We start from the raw sequence: 19,242 nt of genomic DNA on the forward strand, positions 1-19,242 counted from the left end.
CGCGCAGTTCCCCGCGCCCCTGGTGATGGCCCTGCGGGCCGATCACCCCGTCCCGCACACCCCGACTCGTTGGCACCCGTGCTCGTACGGGACAATGGGGCATGTGACTCGGATCGTGATCATCGGTGGCGGACCCGGCGGATATGAAGCGGCGCTGGTGGCCGCGCAGCTCGGCGCGGAGGTGACCGTCGTGGACTGCGACGGTCTGGGCGGGGCGTCGGTGCTGACCGACTGCGTGCCGTCGAAGACCCTCATCGCGACGGCCGAGGTGATGACGACCTTCGACTCCTCGTACGAGGAGCTGGGGATCATCGTCGCCGACGACACCCCGCACGTCGACACGCCCGCGCGTGTCGTGGGCGTGGACCTCGGCAAGGTCAACCGGCGTGTGAAGCGGCTCGCGCTGGCGCAGTCTCACGACATCACCGCCTCCGTGACGCGCGCCGGGGCGCGGGTCATGCGCGGGCGCGGGCGGCTGCAGGGGCAGCAGGACCTCGACGGGTCGCGGAAGGTCGTGGTGCGCGCCGCCGACGGGTCCGAGGAGACCCTGACCGCCGACGCGGTGCTCATCGCCACCGGCGCGCACCCGCGCGAGGTGCCCGACGCACAGCCCGACGGCGAGCGGATCCTCAACTGGACGCAGGTCTACGACCTCGACGAGCTGCCCGAAGAGCTGATCGTCGTCGGATCCGGTGTCACCGGTGCCGAGTTCGCCGGCGCCTACCAGGCGCTCGGATCGCGCGTCACGCTCGTCTCCAGCCGGGACCGCGTGCTGCCGGGCGAGGACCCGGACGCCGCCGCCGTCCTGGAGGACGTGTTCCGGCGGCGCGGGATGAACGTCATGGCGCGCTCGCGGGCCCAGTCCGCCAAGCGGGTCGGCGACCGGGTCGAGGTCACGCTCGCGGACGGCCGGGTCATCAGCGGCTCGCACTGTCTGATGGCCGTCGGCGCCATCCCCAACAGCGCGGGGATGGGCCTGGAGGAGGCCGGGGTCAAGGTCAAGGAGTCCGGGCACATCTGGACCGACAAGGTCTCCCGGACGAGTGCGCCCGGCGTGTACGCCGCGGGCGACGTCACCGGTGTCTTCGCGCTCGCCTCCGTGGCCGCCATGCAGGGCCGGATCGCCATGTACCACTTCCTCGGCGACGCCGTGGCCCCGCTGAACCTGAAGACCGTCTCCTCCAACGTCTTCACCGACCCCGAGATCGCCACCGTCGGCTACTCCCAGGCCGACGTGGACGCCAAGGTCATCGACGCCGTCGGGGTGAAGCTGCCGCTGCTGCGCAACCCGCGCGCCAAGATGCAGGGCATCCGGGACGGCTTCGTCAAGATCTTCTGCCGGCCGGGCACCGGCATCGTGGTGGGCGGTGTCGTGGTCTCCCCGCGCGCCTCGGAGCTGATCCACCCCATCTCGATCGCGGTCGACAACAACCTGACCGTCGAGCAGATCGCGAACGCCTTCACGGTGTACCCGTCCCTGTCGGGTTCGATCGCCGAGGTCGCGCGCCAGCTCCACACCCGCAAGTCGGGCGAGGGCGTCTAGGGCCTGTCGTTTGGATCACGCCAAGCCCCGCTCACCGGCGGTCACCAGGCACCGTGGCCCGAAGCCGGCGTGATCCAAACGGCAGGCCCTAGTCCACTGGTCCACGGTCGGCGCACGGTCCGGCCCCTATATCACTTCTTGCCCCACCCTGCGAACAACTTCTGCTATTCGGCGCAAACTGCTGAAAGCAGATGGTCGTTGGCGTTACTGTCAGTTTCGTGTTCGCTGCAGAACGTCGTCAATTGATCCTCGAAATGGTGCGGGCCAATGGAGCCGTGTCGCTCCGTGAGCTCGCCCGCGTCGTCCAGACCTCCGAAGTGACCGTACGGCGGGACGTGCGCGCTCTGGAGGCAGAAGGACTCCTCGACCGCCGGCACGGCGGTGCGGTATTGCCGGGCGGGTTCACGCGGGAGTCCGGCTTTCCGCAGAAATCTCATCTCGCGACCGCCGAGAAGACGGCCATCGCCGACCTCGCCGCGAGCTTCGTCGAAGAGGGCGAGGCCATCGTGGTCGGGGCGGGGACCACCACGCAGGAGCTGGCACGCCGGCTCGCGCGGGTCCCCGGGCTGACCGTCGTCACCAACTCCCTGCTGGTGGCCCAGGCGTTGGCCCATGCCAACCGTGTGGAGGTCGTGATGACCGGCGGCACCCTGCGCGGTTCCAACTACGCCCTGGTCGGCTCCGGTGCCGAGCAGTCCCTCCAGGGGCTGCGCGTCTCCAAGGCCTTCCTCTCCGGGAGCGGACTGACCGCCGAGCGCGGCCTGTCCACGTCCAACATGCTGTCGGCGTCCGTGGACCGCGCGCTGGTCCAGGCCGCCGCCGAGGTCGTTGTCCTCGCCGACCACACCAAACTCGGCACCGACACCATGTTCCAGACGGTGCCGACCGATGTCATCACCCGGCTGGTCACCGACGACCCGCCCGGTCACGACGACCGCGCGGTCACCGAGTTGCAGGCCCTGGCCGATCAGGGCGTGCAGATCTCCGTGGCCGGGGCGTCGGGCGGCGGTGGTACGGGAGGCGATCCCGTCCCGGCGCGCCCGTCGCGCCGGGACGTGCCCCTTCCGGGACCCCGCCGCAACCAGGTCCACGGCACCGCGCCCCAGTTGCGCACCGCCACGGTCCTGGGCGACCAGCCGCCGGCCGGCGAACGGGAGCGGGAGCGGGCGGCCCGGGTCGCGGATCTGCGCCGCCGGTAGCGGCGCCGAGCAGTCCGGCCACGGCTACGGCCACGGCTACGGCTTCAGGCCGCGCAGGGTCAGTGTCAGCAGGCGGTCGGCCAACTCCGGGTCGTCCGGGGTTTCCTCGGCCGCCAGCGCGATCGCGTGGGTGAGCTGGAGCAGGTCACCGATGGACACGTCCTCGCGTACGGCGTGCGCGCTTTGCGCCCGCCGGAGCAGGGTGGTGCCGGCCTCCCGGATGGGGGCACAGCACCGGGCCAGGTCCGAGGGGTCCTCGTCCGCGGCGCGGGAGTCCGCGTACGAGACCGTCATCAGGGCCTGGGCCAGCCCTCGGTATTCGCCCGCACGAGTGATGATGTCGCGCAGCCAGGCGACCAGCGCGGTGCAGGGCCGGTCCGCTTCGAGCTGGGTCCGCGCTCGGGCCAGCAGGTCGCCCACGGCTTCCTCGAAGACCGCGCTCAGGAGGGCCTGGCGGTTGGGGAAGTGGCGGTAGAGGGTGCCGATGCCGACATCCGCGCGGCGGGCGATGTCTTCGAGCGAGGCGGCGGTGCCGTGGGCCGCGAAGGCGAGGCGGGCCTCGGTGAGCAGGCGGTCGTGATTGCGGCGGGCGTCCGCGCGCATGGGCCGGCCCCCTGCGGGGGGCCTGACGGGTGTGGGGCTCACTCTGGTTTCACCTGCTCTCTTCCGGCGGGGGCGTCTTCAGCCCAAGAGCTCGGGTGAATGGGGGTAGTTGCGCGGGTGCGGGTGGGTGGGGCTTCTCGCGCCCACGCGGCGGAGCCGCATGTCGATACAGCCCCGCGCCCCTGAAAGCGTGGGGCGCGGGGGAGGTTTGTTGCGTGTGGGTCAGTCCTTGATTTCGCAGATTGCGGCGCCGGAGGTGATGGAGGCGCCGATTTCCGCGCTGAGGCCCTTGACGGTGCCGGAGCGGTGGGCGTTGAGGGGCTGTTCCATCTTCATGGCTTCGAGGACGACGATGAGGTCGCCCTCCTTGACCTCCTGGCCCTCCTCGACGGCGACCTTGACGATGGTGCCCTGCATGGGGGAGGCGAGGGTGTCGCCGGAGGCGGCGGGGCCGGACTTCTTGGCGGCGCGGCGCTTGGGCTTGGCTCCGGCGGCGAGACCGGTGCGGGCCAGGGTCATGCCGAGCGCGGCGGGGAGGGAGACCTCCAGGCGCTTGCCGCCGACCTCGACGACGATCGTCTCGCGGTCGGTGTCGTCCTCGGCCTCGGTGTCGGCGGGGGCCGCGAAGGGCTTGATGTCGTTGACGAACTCGGTCTCGATCCAGCGGGTGTGGATCGTGAACGGGTCGGTGGAGCCGGTGAGTTCGGGGCCGAACGCCGGGTCCTTGACGACCGCGCGGTGGAACGGGATCGCGGTGGCCATGCCCTCGACGGTGAATTCCTCCAGGGCGCGGGCGGCGCGCTGGAGGGCCTGCTGCCGGGTGGCGCCGGTGACGATCAGTTTGGCGAGGAGGGAGTCCCAGGCGGGGCCGATGACGCTGCCGGACTCGACGCCCGCGTCCAGGCGGACACCGGGGCCGGTGGGCGGGGCGAACGTGGTGACCGTGCCGGGGGCGGGCAGGAAGTTGCGGCCCGGGTCCTCGCCGTTGATGCGGAACTCGAAGGAGTGGCCGCGCAGCGGCGGGTCGTCGTAGCCCAGTTCCTCGCCGTCGGCGATGCGGAACATCTCGCGGACCAGGTCCAGGCCGGTGACCTCCTCGGTCACCGGGTGCTCGACCTGGAGGCGGGTGTTGACCTCCAGGAAGGAGATCGTGCCGTCCAGACCGACGAGGAACTCGACGGTGCCGGCGCCGACGTAGCCGGCCTCCTTGAGGATGGCCTTCGAGGCGGCGTACAGCTCGGCGTTCTGCGCCTCGGACAGGAAGGGGGCCGGGGCCTCCTCGACCAGCTTCTGGTGGCGGCGCTGCAGGGAGCAGTCACGGGTGGAGACCACGACCACGTTGCCGTGGGAGTCGGCCAGGCACTGGGTCTCGACATGGCGGGGCTTGTCGAGGTAGCGCTCCACGAAGCACTCGCCCCGGCCGAACGCCGCGACCGCCTCGCGGACGGCGGAGTCGTACAGCTCCGGGACCTCTTCGAGGGTGCGGGCGACCTTCAGACCGCGTCCGCCGCCGCCGAAGGCCGCCTTGATCGCGATCGGCAGACCGTGCTCCTCGGCGAACGCCACGACCTCGTCGGCGCCGGAGACCGGGTCCGGGGTGCCCGCGACGAGCGGGGCGCCGGCGCGCTGGGCGATGTGACGGGCCGCCACCTTGTCGCCCAGGTCCCGGATGGCCTGCGGGGGCGGGCCGATCCAGATCAGGCCCGCGTCCAGGACCGCCTGCGCGAATTCCGCGTTCTCCGAGAGGAAGCCGTAGCCGGGGTGGACCGCGTCCGCTCCGGCGTCCTTGGCCGCCTGCAGCACCTTGCCCATGTCCAGGTAGCTGGTGGCGGGGGTGTCACCGCCCAGGGCGAACGCCTCGTCCGCGGCCCGCACATGCAGCGCGTCCCGGTCCGGATCGGCGTACACGGCCACGCTCGCGATCCCGGCGTCCCGGCACGCACGGGCGACGCGGACAGCGATTTCGCCTCGGTTGGCGATCAACACCTTGCGCACGATGGCTCCCTCTCCTTGAAACAAGCCGAGTTTAGGGACTGCCGACACGGCGTTTCGACCCGTCCACAATGGTGAGCTTGCCCACACGGAGCGTGAAACGAGGCTCGCCCGAACGGCGAAATCCCTTGTCGCACTGCATTGCGCAGGACCCCACGCGGAAACCCTAGCCCTCTGATGTGGTCAAGGTCTCTGTGCGGCCGTGCTGCGGCCGGTTGGGTTTCTTTGTGGAGTCCCTACTAATGGCCCAACGATTCTTTGCTCTCGCGAGAACCCTTGTCCCGGGGTTTACCCGTTAGTAGCGTTCGCGATGTCTCGAACACCTACCTGGGGTAACGACGCGGGTGTGCGAGGCGCTGAGAGCAGCAGGACGACAGTGGAAGTGGGTGGGGCCGGTGATCCGCAGACCGGTGGCGGTGGTCACGGCGATCGTGCTGTTCGTGGAAGGGCTCGGGATCGCCGGGCTCCAGTGGTTCCTCGGCACGGTCGTCGACCGGCAGAAGATGTCCCTCGCCGGGCTGGATCCGGACGCGATGTCCGTCTCCACGAAGGCGGGGGGTGTCGTGTTCGGCGCCTACTTCGTCTTCTGCGGTGTGGTCGCGCTGCTCGTCGCGCTGCGCAACCGGCCCGCCGCCGGGCTCGGGAAGATCCTGCTCATCAGCGTGGCCGTCGTGCACGGGCTGCTCGGCGCGCTCACCGTGGGGCTGGTCGGGTGGGGTGCCTTCGCGTTCATGATGGTGGTGCTCGGGATCGTGCTGCTCACGCTGATGACGTACGACCGGGAGGCGCGGGGGTCGGGTGGGGGTGCCGATGCCGTGCCGGGTGAGAACGGTGGTTCGGGTGCGGGGCCGTCGGAGCAGGCCGCTCCTCCGGCGCCCAGCGTGTCGTGAGGGTCACCGCCCCCACAGGTCCGTGATGCCGACGTCCAGCTGGGCCAGCAGACGGCGGAGCAGGGGGAGGCTGATGCCGATGACATTGCCGTTGTCGCCCTCGATGCCGTCGATGAACGGGGCCGAGCGGCCGTCGAGGGTGAACGCGCCCGCCACGTGGAGGGGTTCGCCGGAGGCGACGTACGCGGCGATCTCCTCGTCCGTGGGCTCGCCGAAGTGGACGACCGTGGAGGCCGTCGCGGAGGTGTGGCGGCCGGTGGTGGTGTCGTAGACGCAGTGGCCGGTCTGGAGCGTGCCGGAGCGACCGCGCATGGACTTCCAGCGGGCGGTGGCCTCCTCGGCGTCGGCCGGCTTGCCTAGCGCCTGGCCGTCGAGGTCCAGGACCGAGTCGCAGCCGATGACCAGGGCGCCCCTGACCTCCGGTCGCGCGGCCACGACGGAGGCCTTGGCCTCGGCCAGGGCCAGCGCGAGGTCGGCGGGGGTGGGGGCGGTGACGGCGTCCTCGTCCACGCCGCTGACGATCACCTCGGGGGTGAGGCCGGCCTGGCGGAGCAGGTTCAGGCGGGCGGGGGACTGGGAGGCGAGGACCAGGCGGCGGCGGGGGTTCGGGGCGGTCATGGGGTCAGGGTATTGCCTCGTTCTTCGGGTGCGGGTGCGGGTGCGCCTTCCGGTGGTGGGGGGTGGGGCGCCTGTTCGGTGGGTGGGTCGGGGGCGTGTCGGGGGGGTCCGTCCTCGGAACGGCGCGGAATCGGTCGGCTGGGAGGTTGGGCGGGTTGACGCGCCGACCGCTGCGGGCGGACACCCCCCGACACGCCCCCTTCTCGCGTACGCCACCGACCCGCCGTCGGGGTGCGTGTGGGTTCAGAGGATGCCCAGGACCAGCATCGCCAGGACCATGGCCAGGGCCATGAGTACGCCGAGCCGCCGAAGCATGGCCTGCGTGTCGCGCAGTTCCTTCGGCGGCTCGTTCTCAGGGTCGGACCAGAGCATGAGGCGATGGTGCGCCGCCGGGAGGGGCGGCGCCTGAGTACGCGTACTCAAGTTGGTAGGAGAGGTTCCGCTCAGCCGGGCCAGTAGGTGCGGCTCCAGGTGGTGGGGCCCGGGAGCGGCAGGCGGCGGGCCGCGATGCGGGACGGGTCGGACCAGGTGTCGCGGGGGGTGGGGGTGGGGGGTTGTTCGGTGGCTGCCGCCGCGCGGGCTCTGACCACCGCGAGGGCGGCTGCCAGTTCCTCCGGGGTCGGGTTGCCCCGTACGACCTTGATGTTCATGACGGCTCCCGGCCGGCTGGAGGGGGGTGGGTGCGGTTTTAGAGGGGGATGTTTCCGTGCTTCTTCGGGGGGAGGGATTCCCGCTTGGTGCGGAGTTGGCGTAGGCCTCGGACCAGGTGGCGGCGGGTTTGGGAGGGGGTGATGACGGCGTCGACGTAGCCGCGTTCGGCCGCTGTGTAGGGGTTGAGGAGGGTGTCCTCGTACTCCTGGATGAGGCGGGCGCGTACCGCTTCTCGTTCGTCGTCGGGGGCGGCGGCGATGGTGCGGCGGTGGAGGATGTTGACGGCGCCCTGGGCGCCCATGACGGCGATCTGGGCGGTGGGCCAGGCGAGGTTGAGGTCGGCGCCGAGGTGCTTGGAGCCCATGACGTCGTAGGCGCCGCCGAAGGCCTTGCGGGTGATGACGGTGATGAGGGGGACGGTGGCCTCGGCGTAGGCGTAGATGAGTTTGGCGCCGCGGCGGATGATGCCGTCGTGTTCCTGGCCGACGCCCGGGAGGAAGCCGGGGACGTCGACGAAGGTGAGGACCGGGACGTTGAAGGCGTCGCAGGTGCGCACGAAGCGGGCCGCTTTTTCGGAGGCGTCGATGTCCAGACAGCCCGCGAACTGCATGGGCTGGTTGGCGACGATGCCGACCGGGTGGCCCTCGACGCGGCCGAAGCCGGTGAGGATGTTCGGCGCGAACAGGGCCTGGGTCTCGAAGAACTCGGCGTCGTCCAGGACGTGTTCGATCACCGTGTGCATGTCGTACGGCTGGTTGGCGCTGTCCGGGACGAGGGTGTCGAGTTCGCGGTCCTCGGCGGTGAGGGTGAGGTCCGCCTGTTCGGGGAAGGCCGGGGGCTCGCTGAGGTTGTTGGAGGGGAGGTAGGAGAGGAGCTGCTTGACGTACTCGATGGCGTCCTTCTCGTCACCCGCCATGTGGTGGGCCACGCCCGAGGTGGCGTTGTGGGTGCGGGCGCCGCCGAGTTCCTCGAAGCCGACGTCCTCGCCGGTGACCGTCTTGATGACGTCGGGGCCGGTGATGAACATGTGCGAGGTCTGGTCGACCATGACCGTGAAGTCGGTGATCGCCGGGGAGTAGACCGCTCCGCCCGCGCAGGGGCCGACGACCAGGCTGATCTGCGGGATCACACCGGACGCGTGGGTGTTGCGGCGGAAGATCTCGCCGTACATGCCCAGGGCCATGACGCCCTCCTGGATGCGGGCGCCGCCGGAGTCGTTGATGCCGATGACGGGGCAGCCGGTCTTCAGGGCGAAGTCCATGACCTTCATGATCTTCTGGCCGAAGACCTCGCCGAGGGAGCCGCCGAGGACCGTGAAGTCCTGGGAGAACACGGCGACCGGGCGGCCGTCGACCGTGCCGTAGCCGGTCACGACGCCGTCACCGTACGGGCGGTTGTGCTCCATGCCGAAGTCGGTGGAGCGGTGGCGGGCGAACTCGTCGAACTCGGCGAAGGAGTCCTCGTCGAGAAGCAGTTCGATCCGCTCACGGGCCGTCAGCTTGCCCTTGGCGTGCTGCTTCTCCACCGCGCGCTCGGAGCCGGCGTGCGTCGCCTCGTGGATACGGCGCTCCAGGTCCGCGAGCTTCCCCGCGGTCGTGTGGATGTCGATGTGTGCTGGCTCTACCGGCTCGGACATCGGGATGCGGCTCCCTGCCTGCTCATGGGGACGTGAGAGATCGGTACTTGCTGCTCGGTGCGTGCTCAGAAGTGTGTGGGGTTACTCATCCGTAGCGTAGTGCTGCGCCTACCGTTCGGCAGTGCGGCGTTTACCACACTCCCGCCCCCTTCCGCTTGTACCGTCGGAGCGTCGCGGCGGGACACGTCGGAGGGGCGACATCACGCGAGTGATCGAGCGCCCGTGAACCTCAGCCCCTCAGGGCTGGAATCCGTCCCCTTCTCGCGGGGCGGAGGATGTCAAACCTAGGGTGGGTCGCATGACGATCCCACCAGGTGCACAAGGTGACCCGTCCGACGGACCGGGTGAGTCGAGGTCGGACCGATGGTCCGACCTCGACCGGCCGCCCCTCGACTCCGCCTCCCTGCGCCGTGCCCTCGTCCGGAAAGAGGGGCTCTGGAGCTCTCTGGACGTGGTCCCGGTCATCGACTCCACCAACACCGACCTCGCGGCCCGCGCCGACCGTCTGCCCGAGGGCGCGGTGCTCGTCGCCGAGGAGCAGCGGGCGGGGCGCGGGCGGCTCGACCGCATCTGGACCGCGCCCGCGCGCTCCGGCCTGTTCTTCTCCGTCCTCCTCAAGCCGGCGGAGGTGCCCGTCGAGCGCTGGGGCTGGCTGCCGCTCCTCACCGGTGTCGCCGTGGCGACCGGACTGTCCCGGACCGCCGGGATCGATACGGCACTCAAGTGGCCCAACGACCTGCTGGTGACCGTCGACGGGCAGGAGCGCAAGGCCGGCGGCATCCTCGCCGAGCGCGCGGGGGCGGACGGCGTGGTCATCGGTATCGGCATCAACGTCAGCCTCCGGGAGGACGAGCTGCCGGTGCCCGCGGCCGGGTCCCTGGCGCTTGCCGGCGCCGTGACCACGGACCGTGATCCGCTGCTGCGGGCCGTGCTGCGGTCGCTGGAGGACTGGTACGGGCGGTGGCGGGCGGCCGGGGGCGACCCGTCGGTGAGCGGGCTCCAGGAGACCTACGCCGCCGGGTGCGCGACCTTGGGGCGGAAAGTGCGCGCCGAGCTGCCCGGGGACCGGTCGGTCGTGGGGGAGGCCGTGGCGGTGGACGGCGACGGGCGGCTGGTGCTCGCCACCGGGGAGGGCGTGCGGGAGCCGGTGGGAGCCGGGGACATCGTGCACTTGAGGGCCGTGTGAGCGTCGCGTAGAAGGAGGGAGGTGGAAGGGGCTCCTCCCGGCGCGGGGTGCGTCGGGAACTCCGGGTAACCCCCATCGGCCCACCTGACGGAGTGAGCTGGCGCACACCTGCCGTAGAGTTGAGGCCGGTCGAGTACGTGACCGCGGGAGATCGGAAGGGCAGCAGGAGTGAGCGTCGAGGACACGGGCTCCGGCACGGACGCGGATGACCGCGTGGAGCCGCCCCCTCTCTCGGCTTCGCTCGAGCGGGGCGAGCCCCACGGCGTGGACGCCGACGAGGAGGACCCGCTGGCGCTGCGCCTCGAAGGGTTGATCCTCGGGGCCGAGCGCCGGTACACCCCCTTTCAGGCGGCGCGCAGTGCCGGTGTGTCCATGGAGCTGGCGTCCCGTTTCTGGCGGGCCATGGGCTTCGCGGACATCGGTCAGGCCAAGGCGCTGACCGAGGCGGACGTCCTCGCGCTGCGACGGCTCGCCGGTCTCGTGGAGGCGGGGCTGCTGAGCGAGGCCATGGCGGTGCAGGTGGCCCGTTCGACCGGGCAGACCACGGCACGCCTCGCCGAGTGGCAGATCGACTCGTTCCTGGAGGGGCTGACCGAGCCGCCGGAGCCGGGCATGACCCGGACCGAGGTGACGTACCCGCTGATCGAGCTGCTGCTGCCGGAGCTGGAGGAGTTCCTCGTCTACGTCTGGCGACGGCAGCTCGCCGCCGCCACCGGGCGGGTCGTGCAGGCCGCGGACGACGAGGAGATGGTCGACCGGCGGCTCGCCGTCTGCTTCGCCGACCTCGTCGGCTTCACACGGCTGACCCGTCGTATGGAGGAGGAGGAGCTCGGCGAACTCGTCGAGGCCTTCGAGACCACGGCGGCGGACCTGGTCGCCGCGAACGGCGGGCGGCTGATCAAGACCCTGGGCGACGAGGTCCTGTACGCCACGGACGACGCGGGTGTGGCCGCCGAGATCGCGCTGCGCCTCATCGAGACCATGGCCAACGACGAGAGCATGCCCGAGCTGCGCGTCGGCATGGCCTTCGGCACGGTGACGACGCGGATGGGCGACGTCTTCGGCTCGACCGTGAACCTCGCCAGTCGGCTCACCTCGATAGCGCCGAAGGACGCGGTCCTCGTCGACGGCGCCTTCGCCGAGGAGCTGACCCGCACGGGCGAGGCGCCCGCCTCCGAGGCCGAGGCCGCCGAGGCCGCCGCCGCCGCGGAGAAGGAGGGCGAGGAGCCCCCTACGTACCGTTTCGCTCTCCAGCCGATGTGGCAGCGCCCGGTGCGCGGGCTGGGCGTGGTCCAGCCGTGGCTGCTCACGCGGAGGCCCGGGAAGGCCTGAGGGCGACTGCGGGGGTGCTGACCTCTGCCGCCGGGTCTTCTCCGTTCATCGTTTCATCGTTCATCTGCCCGGGGTGTCGTCGACGCAGAGGCCGACGAGGGGGACGCACAGGCTCGGCTTCGAGGGTTTGGCGGGGTTTGTCGTGTCGCCCGGGGTGGTCGGGGGGTTCTGGGCGTCGGGGGCCGCCGCCGCTGGTGGCTGGGTGGGCGTGGGCGGAGTGGGGCGAGGGGCCTGCGGGGTGCGGGCCGTCGAGGGTGTGTCCGGGGCGGGCGGGGTCCTGGGGAGGCCGCGGGCGCCCGTGTCCGAGGGGAGCCGCACGCCGATGGAGTGGGCGGGCGAGTAGGACGACGGGGTCGGCGTGGGGGCGGTCGCTCCCGGTGACGACGGCTGTGGCGACGGCTGTGACGGGGGCGGGGACGGCGGCTGGGACGAATGCGGGTCGCCGCCGCCCATGGGGGTGCCGGCGGTGGGGGTGCCCCCGTCGGCCGAGGGCTCGTCGCCCACGGTCGTACCGGCGTCTGCCGCCTCGTCCATGACGTCGTCCGCCGCGGTCGGTGCCGGGCCCGCCGCCGTACCGGCACCGGGTCCGCCGTCGGTCGGGTCCGAGGTCAGCCGCAGGAGACTCAGCGCGCCCGCCGCCAGCGCCATCCCGCCCACCGCGAACAGCAGCTTCCGGGGCCGGGGCCGCCGGTGACGCCCGCGCGGCCGGGGCTCGGGGTTGCCGACCCGGTCCGAGGGACCCGACACGAGGGGTGCCGAGGGGTCGGGCGTGAGGGGGGAGGAGGGTGTGGGCGTCGGCTGGTACGGGGTCGTCGATGGGCGCCAGAGCTGTGCTTGTGGCGCGCGTGGTGCTCCCTGTGCGGTCGGCGTGGGCCTGGTGACCGTGTCCGTCGTCATGTCCGTCCCTCCCCTGCGCGCCGGTGTCCTCGGTGCGCCTGTGGCGGAGCGCAGATTATGCGCCGGAGTGGGCGGTGTGGCCGGAGAAGGTCCGGATGTCACTCGTACGGGGAAAAGGACGCCCGAGATCGTCAAGGAGGCGGTCTGCTGGGCTCTCGTTGGGGTGGGTGTTCGGGGTGGCTGCGATGATCGGGGGACAGGAGCTAACAGGCGTTGACCGGGAGGGTTTCATGGGCGACGGAGAGCGGCGGTTCGGGGAGTTCGTTGTCGTACGGAGGCATGGGTATGTCGCCGAACTCGCGCTCGACCGGCCCAAGGCCATGAACGCCGTGTCGACGGACATGGCCCGGTCCGTCGCGGAGGCGTGCGCGGCGCTCGGTGACGACCGGGACGTGCGCGTGGTCGTGGTGACGTCGACGCATGAGCGGGCGTTCTGTGTGGGGGCGGATCTGAAGGAGCGGAACTCGTTCAGTGACGCCGATCTGGTGCGGCAGCGGCCGGTCGCGCGGGCGGCGTACACCGGCGTACTGGAGCTGCCGATGCCCACGATCGCCGCCGTGCACGGCTTCGCGTTGGGCGGTGGCTTCGAACTCGCCCTGTCCTGCGACCTGATCGTGGCCGACCGTACGGCGGTGGTGGGGCTGCCCGAGGTGTCGGTGGGGGTGATCCCGGGGGGTGGGGGGACGCAGTTGCTGCCGCGTCGGGTGGGGGCCGCGCGGGCCGCCGAGCTGATCTTCACGGCACGGCGGCTGGAGGCCGGGGAGGCGCGGGAGCTGGGGGTCGTGGACCAGGTGGTGGAGGAGGGGCGGGACCGGGCGGAGGCTCTCGCGCTGGCCGCCCGGATCGCCGCGAACTCGCCGGTCGGCCTCCGCGCGGCCAAGCGTGCCCTGCGGCTCGGGCACGGGCTCGATCTACGGGCGGGGCTTGAGGTCGAGGACGCGGCCTGGCGTTCGGTGGCGTTCTCGGGGGACCGCGCGGAGGGCGTCGCCGCCTTCAACGAGAAGCGAAAGCCGGAGTGGCCGGGGGAGTGAGCTGGGGTGGGGGCTGGGGTGATTCGGGGGTGACCGCGCGGAGCCTGGCCGGCGCCCGAGCTCCGGTCTTCCGTCGCGTGGCCTTCCTGGGGCTCGCTGCCCCGGCCGTAGACCACCCCGTACCCCTGTTCGCCCCGCCAACGTCTCAAATCGGGTTAAAGCTCCCTAGCCTGGGGTGATGGGAGAGGACAGGCGGCTGAGGGCCGTGGTGGCGTTGGCGCGTGGGATGGCGGGGGCGCGCACGTCGCCGGAGACGTGGTGGGCGGCTGCGGACGGGTCGTGTCGGGCCCTGTCGGGGAGCTTCGCCGCGCTGTCCGTGTGGGAGCGGGAGCGCGGGCTGCTGCGGGTGCTTGTCAATGTGGGGAACCGCGCGGGGGACGAGGAGGAGTTCCCGGAGGACGAGACGTATCCGGTGCACGAGTTCCCCGAGATCGCCGAGTTCCTGCACGAGCGGTGGCTGGAGGGCGGTGAGCCCAACGCCTGGGTGGAGACGGCGGCCGGGCCGGTCGCCGGGCGGCGGCCCGGCGGCTACTGCCATCAGCGGGTCGCCGCCCTGCGCCGGCGCGGACGCGGCTGCTGCGTCGTCGCGCCGGTCGTGATGAACGGCCGGGCCTGGGGCGAGCTGTATGTGGCGCGGCCCGCCGGGGAGCCCGTCTTCCACGGTGACGACGCCGCGTTCGCGACCGTGCTCGCCTCCGTCGTGGCGGCCGGGCTCGCACAGTCCGAGCGGCTGGAGGAGGCCCGGCGGCTGGCCTTCACCGACCCGCTGACCGGACTCGGCAACCGGCGCGCCGTCGACCTCCGGCTCGACGAGGCGATGGAGGCGCACCGGCGCGACGGCACGGTGATCAGCCTCGTCGTCTGCGACCTCAATGGATTGAAGAAGGTCAATGACTCCTACGGGCACGCGATGGGGGATCAGCTGCTGGAACGGTTCGGGTCGGTGTTGTCGCGGTGCGCGGCCGAGCTGCCCCGTGTGCTGGTCGCGCGGCTCGGCGGTGACGAGTTCTGTCTGCTCGCGGTGGGGCCGTCGGCGGACGACGTGGTGCGGGTCGCCGGGGAACTGTGTGTGCGGGCGCGGGAGTTGGAGCCGGGCGACGGCGTCGCCTGCGGGGTCGCGTCCACCGGGGATCCGATCGGGCCGCTGCGCTCGGCCCGGCGGCTCTTCCGGCTGGCCGACGCGGCGCAGTACCGGGCCAAGGCCGCCGGTTCCGTCGAGCCGGTCGTCGCGGGGCGGGAGGGCGAGGGGGCCGAGGACCCGGTGGTCAGCCTCGCCGACCGCCCGCCCGCACCCGTCGACCCCGCACACCCGGGAGACCGACGCCGCATTCGTGGGCGCCGGCCTTAGTACTGCAACCGCATCTGGCGTGACGGATGGTCGGCGGTCTCGTTGGTATGACTGTGTGCTGATGCGCTGACGGTTGAGCAGGTCGAGTCGTGGTCCGAGGGGGTGGCCGGGCTCCATGCCCGGTTCGCCCACCGTTTCGGCAGGTCGGAGCCCCGCGAGCGGGCGCTGGACTACCTGAACGGACTCGTCGCGCCGCTGGAGAAGAAGAACGGGTGGACGCTGTCCGAGCAGGTCGGGCAGCTCCGCCCGGACGGCGTCCAGCGCCTGCTCAACCACTCCGACTGGGACGAGAACGCGGTCCGCGACGATGTGCGCGACTTCGTCGTGGAGACCATCGGAGCCAAGAACGCGGTCCTGATCTGCGACGACACCGGTTTCCTGAAGAAGGGCACCAAGTCCGCCGGAGTCCAGCGGCAGTACACAGGTACCGCCGGCCGCACGGAGAACTGCCAGATCGGGACCTTCCTGGCCTACGCCTCCGCCAGGGGGCGGGCATTGATCGACCGTGAGCTCTACATCCCCGTTTCCTGGACGGATGACCGTGAGCGCTGCCGCGCAGCCGGGATCGACGACGAGATCCCCTTCGCGACCAAGAATGAGCACTGCAAGTGGATGCTGCAACGTGCCGTCGACGCAGGCATCCCGTTCGCGTGGGTCACCGCTGACGAGGCATACGGGCAGGTCAAGCACCTGCGGGTATGGCTGGAGGAACGCAGGATCGCGCACGTACTGGCCACCAAGGTCAACGACACCGTGACCACGGCGGACGGCGGCGACGCCAGGGTGGACCAGTTGGTCGCCGCCCTGCCCAGGCAAGCGTGGAAGCGGGTTTCCGGGGGCCAGGGCGCGCACGGCGAACGGATCTACGACTGGGCCCGCGTCGCCATCCGCCCGTACTGGGAGAACGGCTTCGGGCACTGGGTTCTGGCCCGCCGCAGCATCAGCGACCCCACCGAGATCGCCTACTACGTCTGCTACGGATCGGTGGCCTCCCGGCTGAAAGACCTGGTCAAGGTAGCCGCCGCGAGGTGGGCGGTGGAGGAGTGCTTCCAGACCGCCAAGGGCGAGTGCGGCCTGGACCACTACCAGGTGAGGCTCTACCGGGCCTGGTACCGCCACATCACCCTGGCCATGGCCGCCCTCGCCTACCTGACCGCCGTCCGCGCCGCAGAAGCCGCAAAAGGGGCGGAGCGGACGACGAGCAAGACCTCATACCCCTCAGCGTCCCGGAGATCCGCCGACTGATCGGCCACATCATCGTCACGCCCCGCCACCACAGCAACGACCATCATCTGCACTGGTCACGCTTCCGACGACGCAGCCAGGCCCGTGCCCGCCGCTCCCACTACAAACGCCGAGGCCACAACCCGCAGATGCGGTTGCAGTATTAGGGCGGGCCGCACGCCGGGTCGAGTCGGCGTGCGGCCCTGGGGTGCCCACGGCCAAGGGGGGAGTGGGGCCGTGGGCCTGTTCGGGGTGTGCTTCGACCTTACTCGCGTACCGGTGCCGAACCTGCTCTGACCTGCGCATTCTGATCAACCTCGGAGCGATCTCGGATCGTTTTCTGATGAGTTTCTGATCTACGCGGATAGCTCGCGGATAGCTCGCGGATAGCTCGCGGGCGGCTCGCGGGCGGTTCCGGGGTGGGGCGGGTAAGGAGTCCCTCCCGCGTTCGGTCGTGACATTCGGCGATTCAGTCCCTACGATCCTGAATATGGATATGCACTCTGTGGACACGGTGGTCCTCGGGACGTCCGGGGTCACCGCGGCCGACGTCCTCGCCGTGGCGCGCGCCGGCGCCCGGATCGAGCTCTCCGGCGAGGCGGTGGCGGCGCTCGCCGCGGCCCGCGAGATCGTGGACGCGCTGGCGGCCAAGCCGGAGCCCGTCTACGGGGTCTCCACCGGCTTCGGCGCCCTCGCCACCCGCCACATCAGCCCGGAGCTGCGGGCCCGGCTCCAGCGCAACATCGTCCGCTCGCACGCGGCCGGCATGGGGCCGCGGGTGGAGCGCGAGGTCGTACGCGCGCTGATGTTCCTGCGGCTGAAGACCGTCTGCTCCGGCCGTACCGGCGTACGGCCGGAGATCGCGCAGACCATGGCCGACGTCCTCAACGCCGGGATCACGCCGGTGGTGCACGAGTACGGCTCGCTCGGCTGCTCCGGCGACCTGGCGCCGCTGTCCCACTGCGCGCTCACCCTGATGGGCGAGGGCGACGCGGAGGGCCCGGACGGCGTCGTACGGCCCGCCGGGGAACTGCTCGCCGAGCACGGCATCACGCCCGTCGAGCTGCGCGAGAAGGAGGGGCTGGCCCTCCTCAACGGCACCGACGGCATGCTCGGCATGCTGGTCATGGCGCTGGCCGACCTGGAGCGGCTGTACACCTCCGCCGACATCACCGCCGCGATCTCCCTGGAGGCGCTGCTCGGCACCGACCGGGTCCTCGCGCCCGAGCTGCACGCCATCCGCCCGCACCCCGGGCAGGCCGCCTCCGCCGCCAACATGCTCGCCGTGCTGAAGGGTTCGGGGCTCACGGGCCATCACCAGGACGACGCGCCCCGCGTGCAGGACGCGTACTCGGTGCGGTGCGCTCCGCAGGTCGCCGGGGCCGGGCGGGACACCGTCGCGCACGCGCGGCTCGTCGCCGAGCGGGAGCTGGCGGCGGCGGTCGACAACCCCGTGGTGCTGCCTGGGGGCACCTCCCGCTCGAGCGAAGCCGAGGGTGGGGGAGGGCGGGTGGAGTCCAACGGGAACTTCCATGGCGCGCCCGTCGCGTACGTCCTCGACTTCCTCGCCATCGCGGTGGCCGACCTCGCGTCGATCGCGGAGCGGCGGACGGACCGGTTGCTCGACAAGAACCGGTCGCACGGGCTGCCGCCGTTCCTCGCGGACGACGCCGGGGTGGACTCCGGGCTGATGATCGCGCAGTACACGCAGGCGGCGCTGGTGAGTGAGCTGAAGCGGCTGGCCGTGCCGGCGTCGGCGGACTCGATTCCGTCCTCCGCGATGCAGGAGGACCATGTGTCGATGGGGTGGTCGGCGGCGCGGAAGCTGCGGACCGCCGTGGAGGGGCTTTCGCGGGTGCTGGCCGTGGAGTTGTACGCGGGGACGAGGGCGCTGGAGCTGCGGGAGGGGCTGGTGGCCGCGCCGGCCACGCGGGCCGTGGTGGACGCGGTGCGGGCGGCCGGGGTGGAGGGGGCCGGGCCGGATCGGTTCCTCGCGCCCGACCTGGCGTTGGCCGAAGGGTTCGTGCGGGACGGGGGGTTGGTGGCAGCCGCCGAGTCCGTGACCGGGCCGCTCGCCTGATTCGGGTGGGTGAGTGGGTGAGTGAGCGGACGGGTGCGGGTTCGGTGGGGGCTGGCCGCGCAGTTCCCCGCGCCCTTGAAAAAGCGGGGCTGCGCCCCTGCTTTTTCGGCCCGAAAGGGCCGTAGGCCGTTGAGGGGTGCGGGGAACTGCGCGACCAGCCCCCACCCACCCGCAGACGACTACGCGCCCCCCACCGGCCCGAACTCCTCGCGTTCTCGGCGGATCGCGTACGCGAGGAACGCCGCGCCCAGGCCCAGCATGGTCGTCCCGCCGACGACGTACGGCGTGGTGTTGGGACTGCCCGTGTCGGCGAGTTCTCGGGCGTCGCCCGTGCTCGTGGTCGTGTTCGTGCTTGTGTCGGCGGTCGTGGTCGCCCGGTCGCGTATGGGTGCCTCCTGCGTCGCGTTGGCGGACGGCACGAACCACAGGGCACCCAGCAGGGTGCCCGCGGCGGTGGCGGTCAGCAGCGATCGGCGGGCGGTGGACGACGCGCGACGTGCGACGGACACGGAATATCGATCCCCTTGTGGCGCTGGCGAATTGGCCGTAGGGAGCGATGCTAATGAAAGGCGCGGGTCGTGGGAAAGTCGCGTGACCCGTGAGCCGTACGCTCCGGACCATGAGTACAACGCAGACATCACAGTTTGTCCGGCTTCGCGTTGAATTGGTGGTCGAGGTCGAGGATGTGGAGGCCGTGACCGGCGCCGCATTGCGACGGATCGCGGACGACCCCGATATGCCCGCCGATGAACGGGTACACGCCGAGAGCGCGGTCGCGGAGGACACGGCGGAGGCCCTCGCGTACCTGATCGACCCGTTCGACCTGGTCGGGGAGGTGCCTGGGGTCGAACTCGCCCAGGCCTCCTGGAGCAGTGAGGGAATCGACTACGACCCCGATTCGCCGGAATGGGGTCTCGGCGAGGATGATGACCAGGAGGACGAAGAGGAAGACCGACTCGGCTGAGCGGCTCGGGAAATTGATGGCCCCGGGTGGCAACCGCTGCCCGGGGTT

At 71.5% G+C, this 19,242-nt stretch carries 18 protein-coding genes; 10 read left to right on the forward strand and 8 right to left on the reverse strand.

Annotation, left to right across the window (positions count from 1 at the left end; translation table 11 throughout):
• The first annotated feature begins 94 nt into the window (after nt 1–94).
• On the forward strand, nt 95–1,543 hold the full coding sequence (locus tag F9278_RS31765; protein WP_152171363.1) for an NAD(P)H-quinone dehydrogenase: 1,449 nt from the start codon (nt 95–97) through the stop codon (nt 1,541–1,543).
• Between the two features lie 191 nt (nt 1,544–1,734).
• Nucleotides 1,735–2,742 carry a DeoR/GlpR family DNA-binding transcription regulator gene (locus F9278_RS31770; RefSeq protein ID WP_086762927.1) on the forward strand — a complete coding sequence of 336 codons (1,008 nt, stop codon included), beginning with the start codon at nt 1,735–1,737 and terminating at the stop codon, nt 2,740–2,742.
• 36 nt (nt 2,743–2,778) lie between these two features.
• Here F9278_RS31770 and F9278_RS31775 read toward each other — a convergent pair whose 3' ends face one another.
• Complete coding sequence (locus F9278_RS31775) at nt 2,779–3,345, reverse strand: TetR/AcrR family transcriptional regulator (RefSeq protein ID WP_152171364.1); 567 nt, start codon at nt 3,343–3,345, stop codon at nt 2,779–2,781.
• Nucleotides 3,346–3,567: 222 nt separating this feature from the next.
• Complete coding sequence (locus F9278_RS31780) at nt 3,568–5,340, reverse strand: acetyl/propionyl/methylcrotonyl-CoA carboxylase subunit alpha (protein ID WP_152171365.1); 1,773 nt, start codon at nt 5,338–5,340, stop codon at nt 3,568–3,570.
• 392 nt (nt 5,341–5,732) lie between these two features.
• Between F9278_RS31780 and F9278_RS31785 the strand changes: the two genes are divergently transcribed.
• Nucleotides 5,733–6,227 (forward strand): hypothetical protein, encoded by a 495-nt coding sequence (locus F9278_RS31785; RefSeq protein ID WP_193241717.1) that lies wholly within the window; start codon nt 5,733–5,735, stop codon nt 6,225–6,227.
• Nucleotides 6,228–6,230: 3 nt separating this feature from the next.
• Here F9278_RS31785 and F9278_RS31790 read toward each other — a convergent pair whose 3' ends face one another.
• The 4 genes from F9278_RS31790 to F9278_RS31800 all read right to left on the reverse strand — a co-directional run bounded on the left by F9278_RS31790 (nt 6,231) and on the right by F9278_RS31800 (nt 9,132).
• Entirely contained in the window at nt 6,231–6,845 is a 615-nt protein-coding gene (locus tag F9278_RS31790; protein ID WP_152171367.1) for a Maf family protein, read from the reverse strand.
• A 243-nt stretch (nt 6,846–7,088) separates the two neighbouring features.
• On the reverse strand, nt 7,089–7,217 hold the full coding sequence (gene mmpB / locus F9278_RS48285) for a morphogenic membrane protein MmpB (protein WP_149827765.1): 129 nt from the start codon (nt 7,215–7,217) through the stop codon (nt 7,089–7,091).
• Between the two features lie 71 nt (nt 7,218–7,288).
• Nucleotides 7,289–7,495, reverse strand: a complete 207-nt coding sequence (locus tag F9278_RS31795; RefSeq protein ID WP_152171368.1) for an acyl-CoA carboxylase subunit epsilon — start codon at nt 7,493–7,495, stop codon at nt 7,289–7,291.
• A gap of 38 nt (nt 7,496–7,533) precedes the next feature.
• Nucleotides 7,534–9,132: an acyl-CoA carboxylase subunit beta gene (locus F9278_RS31800; protein WP_152171369.1), complete on the reverse strand. Its 1,599-nt coding sequence runs from the start codon at nt 9,130–9,132 to the stop codon at nt 7,534–7,536.
• Nucleotides 9,133–9,430: 298 nt separating this feature from the next.
• Between F9278_RS31800 and F9278_RS31805 the strand changes: the two genes are divergently transcribed.
• Both F9278_RS31805 and F9278_RS31810 read left to right on the forward strand, forming a co-directional pair.
• Nucleotides 9,431–10,318 (forward strand): biotin--[acetyl-CoA-carboxylase] ligase, encoded by an 888-nt coding sequence (locus F9278_RS31805; protein WP_152171370.1) that lies wholly within the window; start codon nt 9,431–9,433, stop codon nt 10,316–10,318.
• A 168-nt stretch (nt 10,319–10,486) separates the two neighbouring features.
• Nucleotides 10,487–11,650: an adenylate/guanylate cyclase domain-containing protein gene (locus tag F9278_RS31810; protein ID WP_152171371.1), complete on the forward strand. Its 1,164-nt coding sequence runs from the start codon at nt 10,487–10,489 to the stop codon at nt 11,648–11,650.
• Between the two features lie 60 nt (nt 11,651–11,710).
• Here the strand turns inward: F9278_RS31810 and F9278_RS31815 are convergent, their stop codons facing one another.
• A complete protein-coding gene (locus F9278_RS31815) occupies nt 11,711–12,547 on the reverse strand; it encodes a hypothetical protein (protein WP_152171372.1) in 837 nt (278 codons plus the stop codon).
• A 230-nt stretch (nt 12,548–12,777) separates the two neighbouring features.
• On the opposite strand from F9278_RS31815, the gene F9278_RS31820 reads away from it, so the two are divergent.
• The 4 genes from F9278_RS31820 to hutH all read left to right on the forward strand — a co-directional run bounded on the left by F9278_RS31820 (nt 12,778) and on the right by hutH (nt 18,230).
• The gene (locus tag F9278_RS31820; protein ID WP_152171373.1) at nt 12,778–13,578 is read left to right on the forward strand and encodes an enoyl-CoA hydratase/isomerase family protein; all 801 of its coding nucleotides are present in this window, start codon (nt 12,778–12,780) and stop codon (nt 13,576–13,578) included.
• A 178-nt stretch (nt 13,579–13,756) separates the two neighbouring features.
• Entirely contained in the window at nt 13,757–14,926 is a 1,170-nt protein-coding gene (locus F9278_RS31825; protein WP_152171374.1) for a GGDEF domain-containing protein, read from the forward strand.
• A gap of 66 nt (nt 14,927–14,992) precedes the next feature.
• Nucleotides 14,993–16,171 carry an IS701 family transposase gene (locus F9278_RS31830; RefSeq protein WP_152166950.1) on the forward strand — a complete coding sequence of 393 codons (1,179 nt, stop codon included), beginning with the start codon at nt 14,993–14,995 and terminating at the stop codon, nt 16,169–16,171.
• Between the two features lie 484 nt (nt 16,172–16,655).
• On the forward strand, nt 16,656–18,230 hold the full coding sequence (hutH, locus tag F9278_RS31835; protein ID WP_152174251.1) for a histidine ammonia-lyase: 1,575 nt from the start codon (nt 16,656–16,658) through the stop codon (nt 18,228–18,230).
• Nucleotides 18,231–18,409: 179 nt separating this feature from the next.
• Here the strand turns inward: hutH and F9278_RS31840 are convergent, their stop codons facing one another.
• Nucleotides 18,410–18,739, reverse strand: coding sequence for a hypothetical protein (locus F9278_RS31840; protein WP_193241718.1), 330 nt, complete (start codon nt 18,737–18,739; stop codon nt 18,410–18,412).
• 110 nt (nt 18,740–18,849) lie between these two features.
• Here F9278_RS31840 and F9278_RS31845 point away from each other — a divergent pair, with 110 nt between their 5' ends.
• Nucleotides 18,850–19,194, forward strand: coding sequence for a hypothetical protein (locus F9278_RS31845; RefSeq protein WP_152171375.1), 345 nt, complete (start codon nt 18,850–18,852; stop codon nt 19,192–19,194).
• Nucleotides 19,195–19,242 lie beyond the last annotated feature (48 nt).

The sequence above is a fragment of the Streptomyces phaeolivaceus genome (genome assembly GCF_009184865.1).
GTDB classification, from domain to species: Bacteria; Actinomycetota; Actinomycetes; order Streptomycetales; family Streptomycetaceae; genus Streptomyces; species Streptomyces phaeolivaceus.

What these genes read in the sequence shown, in the direction of transcription:
- F9278_RS31765 (WP_152171363.1), top strand. Translation starts at nt 95, where the DNA reads ATGGGGCATGTGACTCGGATCGTGATCATCGGTGGCGGACCCGGCGGA.
- F9278_RS31770 (WP_086762927.1), top strand. Translation starts at nt 1,735, where the DNA reads ATGGTCGTTGGCGTTACTGTCAGTTTCGTGTTCGCTGCAGAACGTCGT.
- F9278_RS31775 (WP_152171364.1), bottom strand. Translation starts at nt 3,345, where the DNA reads ATGCGCGCGGACGCCCGCCGCAATCACGACCGCCTGCTCACCGAGGCC.
- F9278_RS31790 (WP_152171367.1), bottom strand. Translation starts at nt 6,845, where the DNA reads ATGACCGCCCCGAACCCCCGCCGCCGCCTGGTCCTCGCCTCCCAGTCC.
- mmpB (WP_149827765.1), bottom strand. Translation starts at nt 7,217, where the DNA reads ATGCTCTGGTCCGACCCTGAGAACGAGCCGCCGAAGGAACTGCGCGAC.
- F9278_RS31795 (WP_152171368.1), bottom strand. Translation starts at nt 7,495, where the DNA reads ATGAACATCAAGGTCGTACGGGGCAACCCGACCCCGGAGGAACTGGCA.
- F9278_RS31800 (WP_152171369.1), bottom strand. Translation starts at nt 9,132, where the DNA reads ATGTCCGAGCCGGTAGAGCCAGCACACATCGACATCCACACGACCGCG.
- F9278_RS31805 (WP_152171370.1), top strand. Translation starts at nt 9,431, where the DNA reads ATGACGATCCCACCAGGTGCACAAGGTGACCCGTCCGACGGACCGGGT.
- F9278_RS31815 (WP_152171372.1), bottom strand. Translation starts at nt 12,547, where the DNA reads ATGACGACGGACACGGTCACCAGGCCCACGCCGACCGCACAGGGAGCA.
- F9278_RS31820 (WP_152171373.1), top strand. Translation starts at nt 12,778, where the DNA reads ATGGGCGACGGAGAGCGGCGGTTCGGGGAGTTCGTTGTCGTACGGAGG.
- F9278_RS31825 (WP_152171374.1), top strand. Translation starts at nt 13,757, where the DNA reads ATGGGAGAGGACAGGCGGCTGAGGGCCGTGGTGGCGTTGGCGCGTGGG.
- F9278_RS31845 (WP_152171375.1), top strand. Translation starts at nt 18,850, where the DNA reads ATGAGTACAACGCAGACATCACAGTTTGTCCGGCTTCGCGTTGAATTG.